The 19783-nt window shown below is 70.5% G+C and carries 19 protein-coding genes; 6 read left to right on the plus strand and 13 right to left on the minus strand.

What is annotated here, in order from left to right:
• Positions 1 to 200 precede the first annotated feature (200 nt).
• A complete protein-coding gene (locus E2L08_RS01470) occupies positions 201 to 1517 on the plus strand; it encodes a M23 family metallopeptidase (protein ID WP_240757915.1) in 1317 nt (438 codons plus the stop codon).
• Positions 1507 to 2085 (plus strand): bactofilin family protein, encoded by a 579-nt coding sequence (locus E2L08_RS01475; RefSeq protein ID WP_133395266.1) that lies wholly within the window; start codon positions 1507 to 1509, stop codon positions 2083 to 2085. Before E2L08_RS01470 ends, E2L08_RS01475 begins: the two co-directional genes overlap by 11 nt.
• 219 nt (positions 2086 to 2304) lie before the next feature.
• Here the strand turns inward: E2L08_RS01475 and prfB are convergent, their stop codons facing one another.
• The 4 genes from prfB to E2L08_RS01495 all read right to left on the minus strand — a co-directional run bounded on the left by prfB (position 2305) and on the right by E2L08_RS01495 (position 8636).
• On the minus strand, positions 2305 to 3432 hold the full coding sequence (gene prfB, locus E2L08_RS01480) for a peptide chain release factor 2 (protein ID WP_133395267.1): 1128 nt from the start codon (positions 3430 to 3432) through the stop codon (positions 2305 to 2307).
• A 60-nt stretch (positions 3433 to 3492) separates the two neighbouring features.
• Complete coding sequence (locus E2L08_RS01485; protein WP_133395268.1) at positions 3493 to 5988, minus strand: penicillin-binding protein 1A; 2496 nt, start codon at positions 5986 to 5988, stop codon at positions 3493 to 3495.
• Positions 5989 to 6138: 150 nt separating this feature from the next.
• Positions 6139 to 7398 (minus strand): N-acetylmuramoyl-L-alanine amidase, encoded by a 1260-nt coding sequence (locus E2L08_RS01490; protein WP_240757917.1) that lies wholly within the window; start codon positions 7396 to 7398, stop codon positions 6139 to 6141.
• An 86-nt stretch (positions 7399 to 7484) separates the two neighbouring features.
• Positions 7485 to 8636 (minus strand): pyridoxal phosphate-dependent aminotransferase, encoded by a 1152-nt coding sequence (locus E2L08_RS01495; RefSeq protein WP_133395269.1) that lies wholly within the window; start codon positions 8634 to 8636, stop codon positions 7485 to 7487.
• Positions 8637 to 8811: 175 nt separating this feature from the next.
• Between E2L08_RS01495 and E2L08_RS01500 the strand changes: the two genes are divergently transcribed.
• Entirely contained in the window at positions 8812 to 9555 is a 744-nt protein-coding gene (locus tag E2L08_RS01500) for a DsbA family protein (RefSeq protein ID WP_133395270.1), read from the plus strand.
• A gap of 123 nt (positions 9556 to 9678) precedes the next feature.
• Here the strand turns inward: E2L08_RS01500 and E2L08_RS01505 are convergent, their stop codons facing one another.
• A complete protein-coding gene (locus E2L08_RS01505) occupies positions 9679 to 10614 on the minus strand; it encodes an isopenicillin N synthase family dioxygenase (protein WP_133395271.1) in 936 nt (311 codons plus the stop codon).
• 99 nt (positions 10615 to 10713) lie between these two features.
• Between E2L08_RS01505 and tpiA the strand changes: the two genes are divergently transcribed.
• Positions 10714 to 11457 carry a triose-phosphate isomerase gene (tpiA, locus tag E2L08_RS01510; protein ID WP_133395272.1) on the plus strand — a complete coding sequence of 248 codons (744 nt, stop codon included), beginning with the start codon at positions 10714 to 10716 and terminating at the stop codon, positions 11455 to 11457.
• Here the strand turns inward: tpiA and E2L08_RS01515 are convergent.
• The 4 genes from E2L08_RS01515 to E2L08_RS01530 form a co-directional block, all read right to left on the minus strand.
• Entirely contained in the window at positions 11448 to 12548 is a 1101-nt protein-coding gene (locus E2L08_RS01515) for an FAD-dependent monooxygenase (protein WP_133395273.1), read from the minus strand. The genes tpiA and E2L08_RS01515 overlap by 10 nt on opposite strands.
• Before the next feature lie 90 nt (positions 12549 to 12638).
• Positions 12639 to 13061: an RNA polymerase-binding protein DksA gene (dksA, locus tag E2L08_RS01520; protein WP_133395437.1), complete on the minus strand. Its 423-nt coding sequence runs from the start codon at positions 13059 to 13061 to the stop codon at positions 12639 to 12641.
• 199 nt (positions 13062 to 13260) lie between these two features.
• Positions 13261 to 13425, minus strand: coding sequence for an apolipoprotein acyltransferase (locus E2L08_RS01525; protein WP_133395274.1), 165 nt, complete (start codon positions 13423 to 13425; stop codon positions 13261 to 13263).
• On the minus strand, positions 13422 to 14801 hold the full coding sequence (locus E2L08_RS01530) for a DUF2927 domain-containing protein (protein WP_240757925.1): 1380 nt from the start codon (positions 14799 to 14801) through the stop codon (positions 13422 to 13424). The genes E2L08_RS01525 and E2L08_RS01530 overlap by 4 nt, the downstream gene beginning before the upstream one ends.
• 303 nt (positions 14802 to 15104) lie before the next feature.
• Here E2L08_RS01530 and E2L08_RS01535 point away from each other — a divergent pair, with 303 nt between their 5' ends.
• Positions 15105 to 15533: an OsmC family protein gene (locus E2L08_RS01535; protein WP_276321509.1), complete on the plus strand. Its 429-nt coding sequence runs from the start codon at positions 15105 to 15107 to the stop codon at positions 15531 to 15533.
• A 97-nt stretch (positions 15534 to 15630) separates the two neighbouring features.
• Positions 15631 to 16314 (plus strand): M48 family metallopeptidase, encoded by a 684-nt coding sequence (locus tag E2L08_RS01540; RefSeq protein ID WP_133395276.1) that lies wholly within the window; start codon positions 15631 to 15633, stop codon positions 16312 to 16314.
• A gap of 13 nt (positions 16315 to 16327) precedes the next feature.
• On the opposite strand, the gene E2L08_RS01545 is transcribed toward E2L08_RS01540, so the two are convergent.
• The 4 genes from E2L08_RS01545 to modA all read right to left on the minus strand — a co-directional run bounded on the left by E2L08_RS01545 (position 16328) and on the right by modA (position 19684).
• On the minus strand, positions 16328 to 16999 hold the full coding sequence (locus tag E2L08_RS01545; RefSeq protein WP_133395277.1) for a DUF3047 domain-containing protein: 672 nt from the start codon (positions 16997 to 16999) through the stop codon (positions 16328 to 16330).
• A 164-nt stretch (positions 17000 to 17163) separates the two neighbouring features.
• Positions 17164 to 18264, minus strand: coding sequence for a molybdenum ABC transporter ATP-binding protein (gene modC, locus E2L08_RS01550; RefSeq protein ID WP_133395278.1), 1101 nt, complete (start codon positions 18262 to 18264; stop codon positions 17164 to 17166).
• Positions 18261 to 18953 carry a molybdate ABC transporter permease subunit gene (gene modB / locus E2L08_RS01555; protein ID WP_133395279.1) on the minus strand — a complete coding sequence of 231 codons (693 nt, stop codon included), beginning with the start codon at positions 18951 to 18953 and terminating at the stop codon, positions 18261 to 18263. The genes modC and modB overlap by 4 nt, the downstream gene beginning before the upstream one ends.
• A 2-nt stretch (positions 18954 to 18955) precedes the next feature.
• Positions 18956 to 19684 (minus strand): molybdate ABC transporter substrate-binding protein, encoded by a 729-nt coding sequence (modA, locus tag E2L08_RS01560; RefSeq protein WP_133395439.1) that lies wholly within the window; start codon positions 19682 to 19684, stop codon positions 18956 to 18958.
• Between the last annotated feature and the right edge of the window lie 99 nt (positions 19685 to 19783).

Raw genomic sequence — 19783 nt, forward strand, 5'->3', positions numbered from 1 at the left:
CCCCCGCCGCGCGCTGCGCGGCTTTGCGCATGACGGGGCGGAACTTGGGCAAATATCCGCCGACATGCCCCCCGATGGCCGTGATCGGCCCCCTTCTTGCCCAAAATCGTTGCGGATCGCGGACCGGGCCGGTAGTCAGGCCCCCAACGAGCGTCCCAGAGGTCGCCGTCGAAAACCGGGACAGCAAGAGGATTTGCCACGTGTCGAACGGTACTGGACGATTTGGCGCCGCGTTGTTCCGCGCCTTTCCGGAACGACGCCTGTTCCTCCGCTCCGATACCGAAACACGTTTCGTCCGACTCTCGCCCGCCACCCAGTTCTTCGCCCTCACGGGCAGTGCCGTCCTCGTCGGCTGGACCATCATCGCCTCGGCGGTGGTGCTGATGGATTCGATCGGCTCCGGCCATTTCCGCGACCAGGCCGCGCGCGAACAGGCGCTTTATGAAAGCCGCCTCAACGAGATCTCGACCGAGCGCGACGCGGCCATCGCCGCCGCCGACGCCGCGCATGGCCGTTTCTCGGCTGCGCTGACCAGGATCAGCGCCATGCAATCGGAGCTGCTCGCCTCGGAAACCCGGCGCGAAGAGCTCGAGCGCGGGATGGAGATCGCCTATGCCAACCTGCGCGACGCGGTGATCGCGCGCGACGAGGCGCGGGCCGCCCGCGGCGAACTGGCCGCGGCGCTGGCCGGCGAGGGCGACGGGGCGAGCGATTTGGCCCGCGTGCAGGAGTTCCAGGCCACCATCGACATCCTCGCCTCGGCCCTCGACAGCACCGCCGAAGAGCGGAACGCGATGGCGCTCCACGCCGACGAATCCGCCGATTTCGCGCAGGATCTCGTCTTCGAGGCGCGGCTGGCGCAGGACCGCAACGACAAGATCTTCGAACAGCTCGAAGAGGCGCTGTCGATCTCGGTCGAGCCGCTCGACAAGATGTTCCGCAATGCCGGGCTCGACACGCAATCGCTGCTCGACACGGTGCGGCGCGGCTATTCGGGCCAGGGCGGCCCGCTGACCCCGATGCGCTTTTCGACCAAGGGCGAAGGCCCCGATCCCGACGAGGAACGCGCCAACGCCCTGCTGGAAAAGCTCGACCGCATGAACCTCTATCGCATCGCGGCCGAAAAGGCGCCCTTCGCGCTGCCGGTCCAGTCGTCCTTCCGCTTTACCAGCGGATTCGGCCGCCGCTGGGGGCGGATGCATAACGGCACCGACTTCGCCGGCGCCCACGGAACGCCCATCCACACCACCGGCGACGGGGTCGTGACTTTCGCCGGGCGGCAGTCGGGTTACGGCAACCTGGTCAAGATCCAGCACGAGTTCGGCATCGAGACGCGCTATGCGCACATGTCCGCCATCCATGTCGAGAAAGGCCAAAGGGTCTCGCGCGGGGACCGGATCGGTGCTATGGGGAATACCGGCCGATCGACCGGAACCCATCTTCATTACGAGGTCCGCGTTGGCGGCAGGCCCGTCAACCCGATGACCTACATCAAGGCAGCGCAAGATGTTTTCTAAGAGCAAGATCAACGAGCCCGGCCCCAAACGCGGCGGCGAGGCCGTCTCCAAACCTTCCAGCGAGAATTCCATGACCGCGCAGAAAACGCCCAGCGACATGCCGTCCTCTTCCTCCAAGGCGAAACCGCCCGCGTCGATCCTGTCGACCGATCTCGTCATCAAGGGCAACATCAAGACGACCGGCGACATCCAGATCGAGGGCAATATCGAGGGCGATATCCGCGCCCACCTGCTGACGATCGGGGAATCGGCCACCGTGAAGGGCGAGGTCATGGCCGATGACGTGGTCATCAACGGCCGGATCGTCGGCCGGGTGCGCGGTCTCAAGGTGCGGCTGACCGCGACCGCGCGGGTCGAGGGCGACATCATCCACAAGACCATCGCCATCGAATCCGGCGCCCATTTCGAGGGCTCGGTCGCGCGGCGCGACGACCCGCTCAACACGAGCGGCAGCGCCGGCCGCTCGGCCCCGCCGGCGGGACCGGCCAGCACGCCGGGCAGCCAGGGCGCGGGTGCCGGGCCGATGGGTGCGGGCTCCTCGGGCGGCGGCGAGGGCGGCGACGCCTGAGACGTCGCATCGGCCGGATATGTGGCGGGCGTCCCTCGGGGCGCCCGTTTTCGTCCCGGCCCCGCGGGATGGCCGGCCGGGGATGAGTATTTGCGGAAACAGAGAAGGGCCGCGCGTGCGCGAGGCCCTGCCGGGGGCCCCGCCCCCTCTCTCTCTCTTCTCTTTCACAAATACCCGGTCGCCGCGGTCGCGGCCGGGACCGGCGCCGGGGTCGCGCGGTCAGGCGTCGGCCTCGGCCTCGGCACGGCTCTTGCCGGTCACGTCGAGCGCGAGCGTCGCGGACATGAACTGGTCGAGCGCGCCGTTCAGCACGCCTTGGGTGTCGCTGGTCTCGACGCCCGTTCGCAGGTCCTTGACCATCTGGTAGGGTTGCAGCACGTAGGACCGGATCTGGTTGCCCCAGCCCGCATCGCCCTTTTGTTCATGGGCCTCGTTGATGGCGGCGTGGCGCCGTTCCAGTTCCATCTGGTAGAGCTTGGATTTCAGCGCCTTCATCGCGATATCGCGGTTCTGGTGCTGGGATTTCTCGGAACTGGTGACGACGATCCCGGTGGGGATATGGGTGATCCGCACGGCCGAATCGGTGGTGTTGACGTGCTGGCCGCCCGCGCCAGACGAGCGGTAGGTGTCGAGCCGGATATCGGCGGGGTTTACCTCTATGTCGATATTGTCGTCGACCACCGGGTAGACCCAGACCGAGCTGAACGAGGTATGGCGCCGCGCGGCGCTGTCATAGGGCGAGATGCGCACGAGGCGGTGCACGCCCGATTCGGTCTTGAGCCAGCCATAGGCGTTGGGCCCGCTGATCTTGTAGGCGGCCGAGCGGATGCCGGCCTCGTCGCCCGCGCTTTCGGATTGCAGCTCGACCTTGTAGCCGCGTTTTTCGGCCCAGCGCACATACATCCGCGCCAGCATCGCCGCCCAGTCGCAGCTTTCGGTGCCGCCCGCGCCCGCGTTGATCTCGAGAAAGGTATCGTTGCCGTCGGCCTCGCCGTTCAGCAGCGCCTCGATCTCGGCCGCCCCCGCGCGGTCGCGCAGATCCCTGAGCGCGGCCTCGGCCTCGGACACCACGTCGTCGTCGCCCTCGGCCTCGCCCAGCTCGATCAGTTCGCGGTTGTCCGACAGCTCCTGCGCCATCGTCTCGTAGCGCTCGATCGCGTCGACCAGCGCCTGGCGGTCGCGCATGAGCACCTGCGCGCGGTCGGGATCGTCCCAGAGCGTCGGATCCTCGACGCGGGCGTTGAACTCTTCGAGGCGGTAGGACGCGGTTTCCCAATCCATCCGCTGACGCAGCAGCATCAGCGAATTCTCGATCGCGTCGATCACGGACTGGGTCTCTGCGCGCATGGGCGGGCTCCTTGAATGTGGTGACGATCTAGCAACGCCCGCAGGCTCCGGCAACCGGCGCTAGTAGAGCCCGCCCGAGCTGAGCGTGCCGAAGGTCGCCTTTTTCTTGGGGATCACGACCTGCTGGCCGGTGGCGTTGCGCACCGCCTGCCCGCTGTTGCCGCCGACCTCTTCGACGAGGGGCAGGTTGGCCCCCATGGCAAAGCCCCCGTCGAAGGCCACGCCGAAGACCGGCTCTTCGCCGAGGCGGAAATACTCGGCTACCACGTTCTTGCCGCTGGCCCCGTCGCTGAGCCGCGCACCGGTGAAGCGGTCGATCTTGATGAAGGTGCCGCCCGGCGGCACGGCAAAGGGACCGCCGCCGTATTTCTCGGTCGCGGCCTTCATGAAGCGGTCGAAGACCGGCGCGCACATGCCCCCGCCCGAGGCACCCTGCCCGAGGCTACGCGGCTGGTCGTAGCCGATATAGCAGCCCGCCGCGATATTGCTGGTGAAGCCCACGAACCACACGTCCTTGGCGTCGTTCGTCGTGCCGGTCTTGCCCGCCACCGGCACGCCGAGATTGACCTTGCCGCGGGCGGTGCCGCGTTCGACCACGCCCTTCATCATGGAGGTGAGCTGGTAGGCGGTGATCGCATCCATGACGCGTTCGCGGTTGGACACGATGCGCGGGGCCATGCCCGCCTGCAGCGTCGCAGAGCCGCAATCGAGGCACTCGCGGCGGTCGTGGCGATAGACCGTCTTGCCGTAGCGGTCCTGCACCCGGTCGACCAGCGTCGGCTCGACCCGCTCGCCGCCATTGGCGAACATCGCGTAGGCGGCGACCATCTTGTAGAGCGTCGTCTCGTCCGCGCCGAGCGAATTGGCGAGGAACGGCCCCATGTTGTCGTAGACGCCGAAGCGTTCGGCGTAGCTGGCCACCACGTCCATCCCGACCTCCTGCGCGAGGCGCACGGTCATGAGGTTGCGCGACTGCTCGATCCCGGTGCGCAGGGGCGTCGGGCCGTAGAACCGGTTGGAGTAGTTCTTGGGCCGCCACAGCCCCTGCGGCGTGTTGATCTCGATCGGGGCGTCGACGACGATCGTCGCCGGCGAAAAGCCCGAATCCAGCGCCGCGGCATAGACGAAGGGCTTGAAGCTCGATCCGGGCTGGCGCGTGGCCTGGGTCGCGCGGTTGAACACCGAATGCTGGTAGCTGAACCCGCCCTGCATGGCGAGCACGCGGCCCGTATCGACATCCATTGCCATGAACGCGCCCTCGACCCGGGGCACCTGCCGCAGCGTCCAGCGGATGAAGCTGCCATCCTCGTCCGAGGTCATCGCGCGCACATGCACCACGTCGCCGCGTTCGAAATTGTCGAAGAAATCGCCCTTGATCCACGAGATATCGTCGCGCGGCACGGTGCCCTCGCCTTCGCCCTCGATGCCGAGGCTCAGGGTGTTCTCGGCCACGTCCAGCACGACGGCGGGGCGCCAAGGGCTGTCGAGCTCGATGTCGCGGGCGACATTTACATCCCCGAGCGCCTCTTCCCAGTCGTCCAGTTTCTCGGCGGGGATGGATTTGCCCGTGCCGCGCCAGCGCCCCAGCCCGCGGTCGTATTGCTCGAGCGCGCGCTGCAGGCTCGCCGCGGCGACCTTTTGCAATTCGGGGTCGAGCGTGGCGCGCACGCTCAGCCCGCCCGAAAAGAACTCGCCCTCGCCGAAATCGCGGCTGAGCTGGCGGCGGATCTCGTCGGTGAAATAGTCGCGCGGAGGGAGCTGTTCCTTGAAGCCGGGCAGATCGCCGTTCTGCACCGTCAAAAGCGGCGCCTCGCGTGCCGTGCGGTATTCGTCCTCGGTCAGGAACCCGTTCTCGAACATCTCGCGCAGCACGAAATTGCGCCGCTCGAGCGCGCGATCTTTGGCGCGCACCGGGTGATAGGTCGAGGGCGCCTTGGGCAGCGCGGCGAGATAGGCGGCCTCCTGCGCGGAAAGCTCGGTCAGGGGCTTGTTGAAATAGGTCTGCGCCGCGGCCGTGACGCCGAAGCTGTTCTGCCCGAGGAAGATCTCGTTGAGGTAGAGCTCGAGGATATCGTCCTTGCTCAGCGTCTTTTCGATGCGCGCCGCGAGGATCAGTTCCTTGACCTTGCGTTCGGCCGACCGCTCGCCGCCCAGCAGGAAATTCTTCATCACCTGCTGCGTGATGGTCGAGGCACCGCGCACGGCGCCGCCCTGCGCCGCGTCCAGCGCGGCGGCGAGGATGCCGCGCGGATCGTAGCCTTGATGGGTGTAGAAATTCTTGTCCTCGGCCGAGATGAACGCCTCTTTCACGAGCTCGGGGATTTCCTCGGCCGGGGTGAACAGGCGGCGTTCCTTGGCGAACTCGTCGATGATGCGCCCCTCGCGCGAATAGATGCGGCTGATCGTCGGGGGCGTATAGCGGGCAAGCTGGTCGGTATCGGGCAGATCGCGCCCGTAGATCCAGAAGATCGCCCCGATCCCGATCGCCGCGGCCATGACACCGAGCGTGAGAAGGGTGAAGATCCCGCCGAGGATGGAAAGGACGAAACGGATCAAGTCAGGGCTCCCGAGGCCGGTGCCGGCGCGGCGGGGCCGCGTGCCGGGGATGGCCCCTCATACATGCGAGGGGTTACGAAATCAAAACCGGAACCGGCGGCGCACCGCCGATGACACGCGCGCGTGAAGGCCGCGCGAGGGGCGCGCCGCCTACTGGCGCAGCTGGCGCCCCTGGATGGCGTCATAGCGCGACCAGTTCTCGATGCCCGCGCGGATGCCGTTCACCGCCGCCTGCCGCCACATCGGGTCGGCCAGCCGCGCGCGGTCCGCGGCGCTCGAGAGAAACCCCAGCTCGATCAGCACCGACGGGATATCGGCGGCCTTGAGCACCGAGAAATCGGCCCTGAGCCGCGGCCGCTTGTGCAGGTCGCCCGTCTCGCGCGCGAGCCCCGCCACGATCTCGTCGGCCAGCCGTTCCGAACGCGGCAGCGTCTCGGCGCGGGCCATCTCCATCAGCACCAGCGCCACCTCGTCGCCCGCGGCCATCAGGTCGAGCCCCGTCAGCAGGTCGTCGGGCTCGTGCCGCTCGACCAGCTTCTGCGAGGCCTCGTCGGCGCCGTCGGTGCTGAGCGTATAGACCGTCGCCCCCGATGCCTGCCCCTCGTCCAGCGCGTCGGCATGCAGCGACAGGAACACGTCGGACCGGGCCTCGCGCGCGATGCTCATGCGCCGCTCGAGCGGTACGAAAACGTCGTCGGTGCGCGTCAGCGTGGCCTCCATCCCCAGCCGTTTGAGCGCGGCGGCAAGCTGCTTGGCGATGGCCAGCACGATATCCGCCTCGTTGACCCCCTCGGCCTCGGCGCCGGGGTCGATGCCGCCATGGCCGGGGTCGATGGTCACGCGCAGCGGCCGCTCGCCCGACTGGCGGCGCATCGGCTCGATCGGGGCCGCAGCCCCCTCGGCCTCGGCATCGTCGCCGGCGCCGAACAGCACGCTGTCGGGGGGGCCCGCGTCGCGGGCAAAGGCCTCGGCGGTGACGGGGGCGAGTTGCAGCTTCATCCGCGCGATTCCGCCCGGACCCCCGGTCGACAACCCCGCCGTCTCGACCGCCATGGGCCCGGCCAGCGCCAGCACCAGCCGCGACCAGCCCTCGCGGAACCGGCCCGTGGTCACGCCGCTGACCATGTCGGCGGCGACGATCTCGGTCAGGGTGGTGCCGGCGAAATCGACCTCGCCGAAATCGATGACGAGGCGGCGCGGCTCGTCCAGGGTAAAGACCCGCCAGGGCACCGGCTGGCTCAGCGCCAGGTCGACCAGCAGATTCGATCCGAAATCCTCGATTCGGCTCGCGGCCACGTCGATGCGCGCCAGCGCGGTCATGCGCTCCGCGTCCTGCGCCCCGGATTGCGCGGCCGCAGCCTGTCCGAGCCAGAAGCTCGCCAGCGCGGCCATAGCCAAACGTCTGAACATGTGCCCAAGCCTTGATCTGCCCGACCGGGATCTGACGCCCCGTATCCGGTCAGACTAGCAAGAACCCGCCGATGGCGAAACCCGGTTTATCCACGTCGTTCGCGTGTCGAGACCCATTCCGCCAGACGGTCGAGCCCCAGCGCGATCTCGTCCGGCGCGCCCGCATAGGACAGGCGCAGCATGTGCCGCCCCCGCACCGGGTCGAAATCGACGCCGGGCGCCACCGCGACCCCCGCGCGGTCGAGGATCTCGGCCGACAGCGCAAGGCTGTCATCGGTCAGGTGGGACACGTCGGCATAGACGTAGAAGGCCCCGTCGGGCGGCGCGAAATCGGGAAAGCCCGCGCCCGGCAGACGCTCGAGCATGAGCGCGCGGTTCGCGGCATAGGTGGCGCGGGTCGCCTCGAGCTCGGCCATGCAGTCGAAGGCCGCCAGCGCCGCCACCTGCCCCGCGTGGCTTGGACAGATGAACATGTTCTGCGCCAGCCGCTCGACCGCGCGGACATGATCGGGCGGCACCACCAGCCAACCGATCCGCCAACCCGTCATCGAGAAATACTTGGAGAACGAATTGACCACGTAGACATCGTCGCCGAGCTCAAGCGCGCTGACCGCGCGCGTGCCGTAATCGATGCCGTGATAGATCTCGTCGGACACCACCGAGATCGCGCGCGCCCGCGCCGCCTCGAGCAGCGCGCCGAGGCCCTCGCGCGACAGCATCGTGCCCGCCGGGTTGCCGGGCGAGGCCAGGATCAACCCCGCGAGATCGGCGGGCAGCCCCCCCGGCACCGGCTGGAACCGGTCCGCGGCGGCGGTCTCGAAACAGACGGGATCGAGGCTCATCGCCTTGAGGATATGGCGGTATGACGGGTAGCCCGGCAGCCCCAGCCCGACCCGTTGTCCTGCGTCGAACAGGGCCGCAAACGCCAGCACGAAGGCCGCCGAGGCGCCCGCCGTCACGACGACCCGCGCGGGGTCGAGATCGACGCCGTACCACTCGCCGTAATGGCGCGCGATCCGCGCACGCAGCGCCGGCAGGCCCAGCGCGACGGTATAGCCCAGCGGCCCCTCCTCCATCGCGGCGACCAGCGCCGCACGGGCGCCCGCGGGCGCGGGCGTGCCGGGCTGGCCGATCTCCATGTGGACGATGTGACGCCCCGCGGCTTCTGCGGCGCGGGCGCGCTCCATCACGTCCATGACGATGAAGGGGTCCACCCGGCCCCGGCTCGACTGTCGCATGCCGCCCTCCGCTCCTTGCTGTCGCGGGCCTCCCTGCCCGCCCTGTCCGGCCCCGTCAATCGCGCGGCGACCGACGGGCGCGCCATCACGATCCCGACAGACGACTTGATCGCGCGCCCGCGATCGGGGAAGGCTCTGCCGCGAATCCATTCCCGCCCAGACCGGAGCGCCGCCCATGCTGAGACCCCTCGCCCTGAGCCTCGCGCTCGCCGCCGGCCCCGCCGCCGCCTTCGACATCGACGCCATGACCGAGGCCGAGCGCGAGAGCTTCGGCGCCGAGGTCCGCGACTACCTGCTGGAAAACCCGCAGGTGCTGATCGAGGCGCTTGGCGTGCTGGAACAGCGCGAACAGCAGGCACAGGCCGCCGCCGGGGCCGACATGATCGCGTCGAACTCGGCGGCCATCTTCGAGGATGGGGTGTCCTATGTCGGCGGCAATCCCGAGGGCGACCTGACCGTGGTCGAGTTCCTCGACTACCGCTGCGGCTACTGCAAACGCGCCTTCGGCGAGGTCGAGGAACTGCTGGCCTCGGACGGCAACATCCGCTTCATCATCAAGGAGTTCCCGATCCTCGGCGAACAGTCGATGCTGGCCTCGCGCTTTGCCATCGCGGTGCGCCGCGCCGCCGGAGACGAGGCCTACAAGGCCGTCCATGACGAGATGATGCTGACCTCGAGCGACATCACGCCCGACTACCTCGCCGATCTCGGCGAGGACCAGGGGCTCGACTGGGACGAGATCCAGAGCGGCATGGAGGCCCCGCAAGTGACCGAGGAAATCGCCGCCAACCGCGCGCTGGGCCAGACGCTCGAGATCAACGGCACCCCCAGCTTCATCTTCGGCAACGAGATGGTGCGCGGCTACGTCCCGCTCGACGTGATGCGCGATATCGCCGAAGGACAGCGCGAGGAAGGCTGAGCCCCCGCCGGAAACGACCCCGCTCGCCATCGGGTATTTGGAAAGAGAAGAGTCGACACGCGCCGCGCCAGTCTCTTCTCTTTCTCAAATACCCCGTCGCGACCGACCGCGCGGGCGCGCCCGTCAGGCCGTGGGATCGAGATGCAGGTAGGTCTCGTCGAAGCGGCGCGACAGGTGTTCGCCGGCGAGCCGCGGCGTGACCGATCCGGGCGGCGATATGTCGGTGTCGTAGTCGGGGTTGAAAAAGAGCGGCAGCGAGATCCGCTCGGCCTCCGATCCGATGACGCGATGCGGCGTCGCGCGCACCTCGCCCGCGGTCCAGATCTCGAGCATCTCGCCGAAATTGACCACGAAGGCGCCCGGCCGGGAGGTGACCGGCCGCCAGTCGCCCGCGCGCCCCTGCACCTCGAGCCCCGGAACCCCGTCGCCTGCCAGAAGCGTCAGACAGCCGTAATCGGTATGGGGCGCGATGCCGAAATCCCGCTCGCCCGCCCAGGGGGGCCGTGCGGGATAAAAGTTGCCCCGCAACAGCGCCATCGGCCGGTCGAACCGGCCGTCGAAATGGTCGCGCGGCGCGCCCAGCGCCTCGGCCAGCGCGCGCAGGAGCGTCATCGAGACCCCCATGGTGCGCGCGTAATACCGCTCGAGCGTCGCGCGGAACCGCGGGCGCCCCTCGGGCCAGCGGTTGGGCGCGTAGTATCTGAGCCCGCGCGCGGCCAGCGGATCGCCCGGCGCAAGCTCGAACCCCATGTCGAAGACTTCCTTGTAGTCGGGGTTCGAGCCCGGATCGACCCGTTCGCCCAAGGGCGCGCCCCAGCCGCGGTTGGACCCCGTCGCCGCCATGTCGATGCGCGACTTCTCGGCCTCGGGGGCGTGAAAGAACGCGCGCAGCTCGACCAGCACCCCGGCGATCTCCTCGGCGTCGATCGCGGTGGAATGGACGGTGAAGAACCCCGAGACGCGCGCCGCCCGCGCCAGGTCGGCCAGTGCCGCGGCGCGGCCCGGCGCCCCCGGCACGAGGTCGCGGGCATCGATCTCGGGGATATCGGTGGCGCGCATGGGGCCTGCTCCGGTCATGGGCGTGCGCGCGGGGTTTTACCATTGGCCGCGCGCTCCTTAGGTTGCGTGTCGAATCGCACCTGTCAATCGGAGAGACCCATGGCCAGACGCAAGCTCGCCGCCGGAAACTGGAAGATGAACGGCACATCCGCAATGCTGGCCGAGATCGACACCCTCGCCCGCGATCACGCCGACGCGCGGTGCGAGATCCTGATCTGCCCGCCCGCCACGCTGATCGCGCGCATGGCCGAGCGCGCCGGACCCATCGCCGTCGGCGGACAGGATTGCCACGCCGCGGATTCGGGCGCGCATACCGGCGACATCTCGGCCGGGATGCTGCGCGATGCGGGGGCGAGCCATGTCATCCTCGGCCATTCCGAGCGGCGGGCCGATCACGGCGAGGATGACGCGACGGTGCGCGCCAAGGCGCAGGCCGCGCTGTCGGCGGGGCTGGTCGCCATCGTCTGCGTGGGCGAGACGCTGGAGCAGCGCGAGGGCGGCGAGACGCTCGACGTGATCTCGGGGCAGCTTGCCGGGTCCCTGCCCGACGACGCGACCGGGGCGGCGATCGTCGTGGCCTACGAGCCGGTCTGGGCCATCGGCACCGGCAAGGTGCCCACGCTCGAGCAGATCGGCGAGGTTCACGCCCATATCCGCGCCGCCCTGACCGACCGGTTCGGCCCCGAGGGCGAGGCGATGCGGCTGCTCTATGGCGGATCGGTCAAATCCGCGAACGCGGGCGACATCTTTGCCGTTGCCGATGTCGACGGCGCGCTGGTCGGGGGCGCGTCGCTCAAGGCTGAGGATTTCGGCGGCATCGTCGCCGCGCTCGATCAGGCGTGATCGAGCGGGCGTTCGCGCGTCACGTCCAGCCCGTAGAGCCAGTCGAAACGCCGCAGCATGGCGCCGGGGGCCACCGCGCCCACGGCGCGCAGCGCGGCATGGGCCGCCACCCGGCGCGCGCCGCCCAGGTGATAGTTGCGCGCGTTGGCCGCGGCGGCGGCGATGGCACGCTCGGCGCGGGGGCGGCGGGCGGCCTCGTAGTCGCGCAGCCCCGTCGCGCGGTCGGGCGCGGCCAGCGCGGCGGCCAGCCACCACGCATCCTCGAGCGCGAGATTGGCGCCCTGCGCGAGGAAAGGCAGCGTCGGGTGGGCGGCGTCGCCGGCCAGCGCGCGGCGGCCGTCCTGCCAGACCCGCGCCACCGGGTGCAGGAACAGCCCCCAGACATGCACCGTCTCGACCCGGTCGAGCAGAGGCGCGAGTTCGGGGGCGAGCCCGGCAAAGCCCGCGCGGAACGCGGCCGGATCGCCCTCGAGCCGCCAGCCCTCCTCGGTCCAGGCGCCGCGTTCCTCGACGCCGACGAGGTTCACGCGGCCCCCGGCCAGAGGATAGCGCACGAGGTGGCGGCCCGGCGCGGTAAAGACATGCGCCTCGGGCGGGGCGTCGCCGGGCACCGTCGCGCGCCATGCGACCTGTCCGCTGAAGCGCGGCGCGCCCGGCCCGTTCAACGCCGCGCGCAACCCCGAGCGCAGCCCGTCGGCGGCCACCACCGCGCCCGTGGGCACAGCGTCGGGATCGGTGCGGCGGCCCAGCACGATCCGCACGCCGGCGTCCTGCGCGGCCGCGGCCAGCACCTCGACCAGGGCGGGGCGCGCGATCATTCGGAACTCGGTCGGCTGGGGCATGCCGAGCAGCGTGTCGCCGCCCGCGCGCAGCACCACGGCGCGGCTGCGCACCGACACGGCGCGGATCGCCTCGCCCACGCCCAGCCCGTCGAGCACGGCCATGCCGTTGGGGCTGAGTTGCAGCCCCGCGCCGACCTCGCCCAGTTCGGGCGCCTGTTCGTGGATTTCGGCGTCGAGTCCGCGCCGGGCCAGTGCCAGCCCCGTGGCGAGCCCCGCGATGCCCGCACCGATCACGGTGACGTCGCTCATCGTCTCATGCCCCCTTGCGGGCGGAACGCGGGGCCGCCGGCCCCGCGATAGCGGCGCGCCTGCGGCCCGAGCCCCGGCGCGCCCGGCCGCTCAGTCCTCGCGATGAACCTTCTCGCGGCGCTCATGGCGCTCCTGCGCCTCGAGGCTGAGCGTGGCGATGGGCCGCGCGTCCAGCCGCTTGAGCGAGATGGGCTCTCCGGTCACTTCGCAGAACCCGTATTCGCCGTTCTCGATGCGGCGCAGCGCGGCGTCGATCTTGGAGACCAGCTTGCGCTGGCGGTCGCGCGTGCGCAGCTCGAGCGCGCGATCGGTCTCTTCGCTGGCGCGATCGGCGACATCGGGAATGTTGCGGGTTCCGGCTTGCAGACCCTCGATGGTCAGCTTGCTCTCGTTCAGCAGATCGGCCCGCCAGTTCAACAGTTTGCGGCGAAAATACTCGAGCTGCATCTCGTTCATGAACGGCTCGTCCTCGGCGGGACGGTAATCGTCACGTAGGAAGGTTTCCACCTTCATGTCGCACTCTCCCCATTCGGCGCCGTGCATATCGGCCATGCGCCTTACTCCCCTTGTCCGTGGCGTCCACATAGCCGACCGGACCGGTCCTGTCACGCGCGATATGCCCCCCGCCCGCCGCGCTGCGGCACGCTCGCACGCCGCCCGCGGCCGGGTGCCGCAGGGGCATGACGCTGCGTCGCGAAAAAGGCGGCGCGGGTCAGAGCAGGCGGTCGACGATCAGCGTCAGCACGAAGCCCAGCAACGAGCCCGCGATCGCCGTGGCCACCGCGTATTGCAGCTTGTCGGCGCGGGTGCCGCCCTGCCGCGCGGCGTTGCGCCAGCCGAACACGGCGCCGCCCAGCGCCCCTGCGATCACGATCATACGTCTTCCTCCATGCCGCGGGCCAGCGGCGAGATCGCGGCGATCTCGCCCATGCGGCGCAGCACTTCCCTGTCCGAGCCGAAGCCATAGCGCGCCCAGCCCAGCGCCTCTGTCCGCAGGCGCAGCCCCTCGCGGGTGCGCCCCATGATGTCGAGCGCCTCGGCCTTGACCAGCATCAGCGTGGCCAGAAGCGCGGCGTTCTCGGCGCGCATGACCACGTCGAGATTGTCGTCCACTATGGCCAGCGCCGCCCCCGCCTGCCCCGAGGACAGGGCAAAGGCGGCAAGCTGCATCGCGATATGGGCCTCGTGCAGCTCGGTCGCCGGATCGGCGGCATAGATCCCGCCCGCCTGCAGGAACGAGGCGAGGGCGAGATCGGTATCGACCCCGAGCGACAGCCGCCCCAGCGCAAAGAGCGAGAAGGCCAGCCGGTTGTCGTTCCAGTCCGAGGCGCGCGCGATCTCGACCGCGCGCGTGGCCGCCGCGCGGCGGTTGCGATCCGAGGTTCCGGGGCCAAGCGCCGTTTCGATGGCCGTGATCCAGTCGCGCCGCGTCTCGGCCTGCTGCGGCTCGGCCCGGCGCGCGCCGGCGGGGTTCAGCCGCGCCAGCAGCCCCGGCAGCCGCGCCGCCACCTCGTCGCGCGTCATCCCCGAACGCAGCTCGGGCGCATAGGTCATGCGCAGGATCAGCATGTCGAACCCGGTCAGAACGGTGTGGAAATTGTCGTCGTTGAACACGCTGTCGGGCAAGCGATACAGGTCGTTGAGCGGCCCCAGTGCCTGGGCCAGTTCCTCGTGCAGGCAATCGCGCAGCTCTTGCGGGGGCACGTCGGCGGGGATGAACACCGTGATCCGCTCGCGCGTCTCGAGCGTCGTCCAGTCGATGGTCTCGGCCCGGCGGTTCGCCGCGAACTCGGCCCATGAGCCGATGCGCGGCACGACGAAACAGGCGGCCTGCGGCACCGCGCGCTGCAAATCGCGCCGCGGCACGATGGCCACGGTCAGCGACGCCTCGGCATCGGGGGCGATGCGACGGATGTCGATGCGCGCCTCGCGCCTCAACCGCCGCAGCAGGTCGGCGAGATCCGCCTCGAATGTCGGCGGCGGCTGGCCGGTGACGCGCAGGGTGATCGGCCCCTCGAACCGGGTGAACACGGGCAGCGCCTTGCCCGATTCCAGCATGAAGCTGAGATCGAGGAAATCGCGCGCGATGGCCGTGTTCGACCGTTGCGGCCGGGTGACGCGATGGGTGGCAAAGGTTTTCATCGGGGGCAGGATCGACGGCCCCTCGGGGCGGCGCCCGCCATCGGGCGGCGGCGGCGCGGCGCAGGCGGCCAGCGCAAGCGCCAGGGCGGGGGCGAAAGCGGCAAATCTCACGGGCGCAGGTCCTCAGCCGGGAAAGGGGGCGTGCCGGGCGCCTGTGGGCCGCGCCAGGGACGGGCCGCGGGGCCCGGCCGCCCGGCATCCGCCCGGCGCGGCCTCTGGCCGGTCTGCAATTCGCGGATCATGCTCGCCCCGTTCACGTCTTTTGCGGCATCCTGCCCGATCCCGGTGCGGATTGACAGATGGCGCGGCGGGGTTTCGCGCAAGGCCCCGCGCGCATTGACGCAGCGCCGCACCCGCTTAGGTCGCAGGCCAGTCCCGCCGCATCCGCGGCCCATCCACCGACAGGAGCGCATGATGATCAACAAGCACGGAACCGCCAACTGGAAAGGCAGCCTGAAACAGGGCACAGGCACGGTCTCGACCGAGACGGGCGTGCTCGACCGGCAGAATTACGGCTTCAAGTCGCGCTTCGAGGACGGCACCAACACCAACCCCGAAGAGCTGATCGGCGCGGCCCACGCCGCCTGTTTCTCGATGGCGCTCTCCATGATCCTCGGCAATCATGACCTCGAGCCCGAGAATATCGACACCAAGGCCACCGTCTCGCTCGAAGAGGTCGAGGGCGGCTTTGCCATCACCAAGATCCATCTCGACGTGACCGCCTCCGTTCCCGGCGCCTCCGAGGACAAGTTCCACGAGGCCGCCAATGCCGCCAAGGAAGGCTGCCCGGTCTCCAAGGCGCTGGCCGGTGCCACGATCACGATGGACGCCAAGCTGGCCTGAGCCGGACCGCGCATCGGGGGGCGGCAGATTGCCCGCCCCCCCTTCCGCGGGCGCGGCACGGCTTTTCGCGGGCCGCGCGCGCCCCCATATTGGCGTCATGCTCAAGCTCGCCCCCATCCTGCTCGCCATCGCCTATGCGCTCGTCAGCTACCGGTTCTCGGTCTGGCGCACGAAAAAGCAGCTCGACGAGCAAAGCACCGAACTGGCCGACGCCAGGCTCAAGACCCTGACCGACCGCATGGCGCAGGCGCTCGATCTACCGCGCATCCGCGTGCATATCTACGAGGTCGCGCCGATCAACGGGCTGGCGGCGCCCGACGGCCGGATCTTCATCACCCGCGGCTTTTTCGAGGCCTATCGCCGGGGCGAGGTCGCGGCCGAGGAACTGGCCAGCGTCATCGCGCACGAGCTGGGCCATGTCGCGCTGGGCCATTCGCGGCGGCGGATGATCGATTTTTCGGGACAGAACGCGATCCGCACGGCGCTGATGCTGGTGCTGGGCCGCATCATCCCCGGCATCGGCATCTGGATCGCCAACGCGCTGACCTCGATGCTGGCGGCGGGGCTGTCGCGCTCGGACGAGTACGAGGCCGACGAATACGCCTCGGCGCTGCTCATCAAGTCGGGCATCGGCACCGGGCCGCAGAAATCGCTCTTTACCAAGCTCGACGGCTTGACCGGCAATGCCGGCGGCACCCCCGCCTGGCTGCTCAGCCACCCCAGGACGGCCGAGCGGATCGCCGCGATCGAGACCAACGAACGGCGCTGGCTGGGCGCCTGACGGGCGCGCGCGCTCACTCCAGCGTCAGGTTCGAGATCACGGCCTCGACACGGCTGTCGGTATCGTCGGCATCGGCCGAAACGGCGACCCCCAGCAGGACCGGGAACGCGCCCTCGAAGGCGCGGTCGAGATCGGCGCGCAGATCGACGCGGGCCGAGGCGCGCCCGGTGCCCGCGGGCTCCATCACGACGGTCTGGCCCTTCCCGTCGAAATAGGGGCTGGGAAAGGACGTGCCCCGCGCGTCCTCTGGCCCGCCCCATGTGTAGATCAGCAGCCGCACGCCCTCGGCCCCCATCAACCGCCGCAGGGGCGCGTCGCGCAACGCGTCCGCGGCCTCGGGCGTGGCGAGGACGAAATAGATCGCGAGATTGCGGTCGTCCCCGCCCTTGACCCGCAAATCGGTCGGCGGAACCGATTCCGTCACTTCCCAGTCCCAGGCGGCCATGCGCGCCCCGCCCATCGCGGCACCGAGCCGGCGATAGAGGATCGACACCGTCCCCTCCGAGACCACCCCGAGGCTGTCGCCGCGCGGCGCGTACTCGTTCGTCCTGAGCCGCAACAGCCCCTGCTCGGCCCAGTCGCCGTCGAACGAAAGCTGCGCGGCGCGGGCGGCGCCTCCGGGCGCCAGCGCGGCAAGTGCAGCGGCCAGCGCGATGGCGGGGGCGATGGGGGCGGATCGGATCATGGGGGGCCTCGCTGACATGCTGTCCCCGCACCAAACCGCATCGGAGGCGGCGATCAACCGGTTCGGCCCGGACGCGCGCTCACATCCCCGTCACCCGCGCCCGTTTTTCTTCTCTTTCCAAATACCCCAAAGCCCCGGCCGCGACAGGCGCCCCGCCCCGCCCCCTATCGCCCGCCGGCCGGTCCGGGCTCGCCCACCGCGTCCTTGGCCACCGCGATCGCCTTGAGCACGGCATGGACCGCGGCGCCCTCGGCGATGCCCAGCGCCTCGGCCGAGCGGCGGGTGATGCGCGCCAGCAGCACCGCCTCGCACGCCTGCAGCTGCACCATCACCCCCGGCCCCGTGCCGCGCCGCAGGCCCGTGACCACCGCGGGCAGGATATTCAGCGCCGAGAGCCCCTCGGGGCGGCCCGTGGCGAGGATCACGTCGGTCGCGGCGATCCGCACCCGCAGCCGCGCGCCGGGGGGCTGGGCCACCGCCGGCAGCAAAAGCCGGTTGCCGCCCGCGTCGAGCTCGCTCAGCCCGTCGGGGTGGTGGGCGATCACCCGCGCCTCGATCACCGCCCCCGCCGCCATCGCGCCCAGCGGCGTGACGCGCGGATCGCCCAGTACCTCGGCCGCGTCGCCCTGGCGCAACACGCGTCCCTCGCCCAGCGCCACAACCGTCGTGGCCAGCCGCGCGACCTCGGCGCCGGAATGGCTGACATAGAGGATCGGCACCGCCACCTCGTCGCGCAGCCGCTCGAAATAGGGCATGATCTCGGCCTTGCGCGGCTCGTCCAGCGCGGCCAGCGGCTCGTCGGCGAGGATCAGCCGCGGCCGCGCCATCAGCGCCCGCCCGATGGCCACGCGCTGCTTCTCGCCGCCCGACAGCGCACCGGGGCGCCGCGCGAGCAGCGGCCCCAGCCCCAGCATCTCGATCACGCGCGCGTCGCCCGCATCGGCCCGCGCGCCCGCGAACCAGCGCCCATAGGCGAGGTTCTGCGCGACGCTGAGATGGGGAAAGAGCCGCCCCTCCTGAAAGATGTAGCCGAGACGCCGCTTGCGCGGGGGCAGGCACACCCCCGCCGCGGTATCGAGCAGAACCCGTCCCTCGAGCGTCACCCGCCCCGCCTGCGGGCGCAGCAGCCCCGCGACCGCGTCGACGATGGTCGTCTTGCCCGAACCGGAGCGGCCGAACAGCACGGTGATCCCCGGCGGCGCGTCGAACCGGGCCGCGATCGCGAACCCGTCGAAGGCGTGGGTGACATCGACCGACAGGCTCATGCGCCGCCCACCCTTTGCGCGAGGCGGCGCGACACGCCCTCGGCCACGAGGAGCGCGCCGACCGAGACCGCGACCGAGATCGCAACCAGCATCAGCACCGCGCCCTCGCCCCCCGGCACCTGCAAGAAGGCGTAGATCGCCGTAGGCAGGGTCTGCGTCTCGCCCGGAATGTTCGACACGAAGGTGATCGTGGCCCCGAACTCGCCCATCGCCTTGGCAAAGGCCAGCACCGCGCCCGCGACGATGCCCGGCGCGACGAGCGGCAGGGTCACGGTGGCAAAGACCCAGAACCGCGAAGCGCCCAGCGTGCCCGCCGCCTGTTCGAGCCGGGGATCGACCGCGTCGAGCGACAGCCGCATGGCGCGCACCATCAGCGGGAAGGCCATGATCGCCGCGGCCAGCGCCGCCCCGGTCCAGCGAAAGGCAAAGACGATGCCGATCTCGCCCAGCGCCGCCCCCAGCGGGGCGTTCGGGCCGAACGTCATCAAGAGCGCGTAGCCCGTCACGACCGGCGGCAGGATCAGTGGCAGATGCACCGCGGCGTTGAGCACCTGCCGCCCCGGAAACCGCCAGCGCGAGAGGGCATAGGCCACGAACAGGCCCGGCGGCAGGCTGCACAGCGTGGCCCAGAACGCCACACGCAGCGACAGCCGCACCGCCTCCCAGACCTCGGGGCCGACGGGCTGCACGCTCAGCCTCCGGGCCGGCCGAAGCCCAGCCGCGCGAAGACCGCGCCGGCCTGCTCGCCCGACAGGTGGGCGAGGAAGGCCCGCGCGGCGGGGCCGTCGCGCCCCTCGAGCGCCGCGGCCGGGTAGAGGATCGGGGGGTGGCTGTCCTCGGGAAAGGTGGCCACGACGCTCACCCGCGGCTCTGAAAGGGCATCGGTTTCATAGACGATGCCCAGCGGCGCCGCGCCCCGCGCGACCAGCAGCAGCGCCGCGCGCACGTTGTCGGCCTGCGCCACGCGCGGCGCGAGATCGTCCCACAGCCCCAGAGACCGCAGCGCCGCGCGCCCGTAGATGCCCGCGGGCACCGCGTCGACCAGCGCCATGGCGAGCCGCCCCTCGCCCAGCCGCGCGCCGATCCGCGGCCCGAGCGCGAGCGGCGCGGCCTCCGCCCCGTGGGCCACCAGGACCAGACGGTTTGTCAGGAGATCGGCCCGCGTGCCCGCGGCCAGCAGCCCCGCCGCGTCGAGCCGGTCCATCCAGTCGGGATTGGCCGAGATGAAGATATCGGCCGGCGCGCACGCCTCGATCTGCCGCGCCAGCGCCGAGGACCCGGCATAGGACAGCCGCAGATCGTGGCCCGTCGCGGCCTCGAAACCCGGCGCGATCTCGTCGAGCGCGGTCTTGAGGCTCGCCGCCGCGAAGACCGTCACCGTCTCGGCGCGCGCGGCAGCGGCGCCGAGGGCGAGGGCCATGACCAGGAACGAACGCAGGATGAACGGCACGGGCGGTCTTTCGGGCTTGGGGTCGACGGATCTCGCGGGGTCGGCAGGATGGCCACGCGCGGGGCCGGA

This window comes from Palleronia sediminis (genome assembly GCF_004358695.1).
Lineage (GTDB): Bacteria > Pseudomonadota > Alphaproteobacteria > Rhodobacterales > Rhodobacteraceae > Palleronia > Palleronia sediminis.

Excerpts from the sequence above, each read along its gene's own strand:
- tpiA (WP_133395272.1), top strand. The coding sequence starts at position 10,714 with ATGGCCAGACGCAAGCTCGCCGCCGGAAACTGGAAGATGAACGGCACA.
- E2L08_RS01545 (WP_133395277.1), bottom strand. The coding sequence starts at position 16,999 with ATGATCCGATCCGCCCCCATCGCCCCCGCCATCGCGCTGGCCGCTGCA.
- E2L08_RS01505 (WP_133395271.1), bottom strand. The coding sequence starts at position 10,614 with ATGCGCGCCACCGATATCCCCGAGATCGATGCCCGCGACCTCGTGCCG.
- E2L08_RS01515 (WP_133395273.1), bottom strand. The coding sequence starts at position 12,548 with ATGAGCGACGTCACCGTGATCGGTGCGGGCATCGCGGGGCTCGCCACG.
- E2L08_RS01500 (WP_133395270.1), top strand. The coding sequence starts at position 8,812 with ATGCTGAGACCCCTCGCCCTGAGCCTCGCGCTCGCCGCCGGCCCCGCC.
- dksA (WP_133395437.1), bottom strand. The coding sequence starts at position 13,061 with ATGAAGGTGGAAACCTTCCTACGTGACGATTACCGTCCCGCCGAGGAC.
- E2L08_RS01540 (WP_133395276.1), top strand. The coding sequence starts at position 15,631 with ATGCTCAAGCTCGCCCCCATCCTGCTCGCCATCGCCTATGCGCTCGTC.
- E2L08_RS01495 (WP_133395269.1), bottom strand. The coding sequence starts at position 8,636 with ATGCGACAGTCGAGCCGGGGCCGGGTGGACCCCTTCATCGTCATGGAC.
- E2L08_RS01475 (WP_133395266.1), top strand. The coding sequence starts at position 1,507 with ATGTTTTCTAAGAGCAAGATCAACGAGCCCGGCCCCAAACGCGGCGGC.
- E2L08_RS01490 (WP_240757917.1), bottom strand. The coding sequence starts at position 7,398 with ATGTTCAGACGTTTGGCTATGGCCGCGCTGGCGAGCTTCTGGCTCGGA.
- prfB (WP_133395267.1), bottom strand. The coding sequence starts at position 3,432 with ATGCGCGCAGAGACCCAGTCCGTGATCGACGCGATCGAGAATTCGCTG.
- modC (WP_133395278.1), bottom strand. The coding sequence starts at position 18,264 with ATGAGCCTGTCGGTCGATGTCACCCACGCCTTCGACGGGTTCGCGATC.
- E2L08_RS01535 (WP_276321509.1), top strand. The coding sequence starts at position 15,105 with ATGATCAACAAGCACGGAACCGCCAACTGGAAAGGCAGCCTGAAACAG.
- modA (WP_133395439.1), bottom strand. The coding sequence starts at position 19,684 with ATGGCCCTCGCCCTCGGCGCCGCTGCCGCGCGCGCCGAGACGGTGACG.
- E2L08_RS01525 (WP_133395274.1), bottom strand. The coding sequence starts at position 13,425 with ATGATCGTGATCGCAGGGGCGCTGGGCGGCGCCGTGTTCGGCTGGCGC.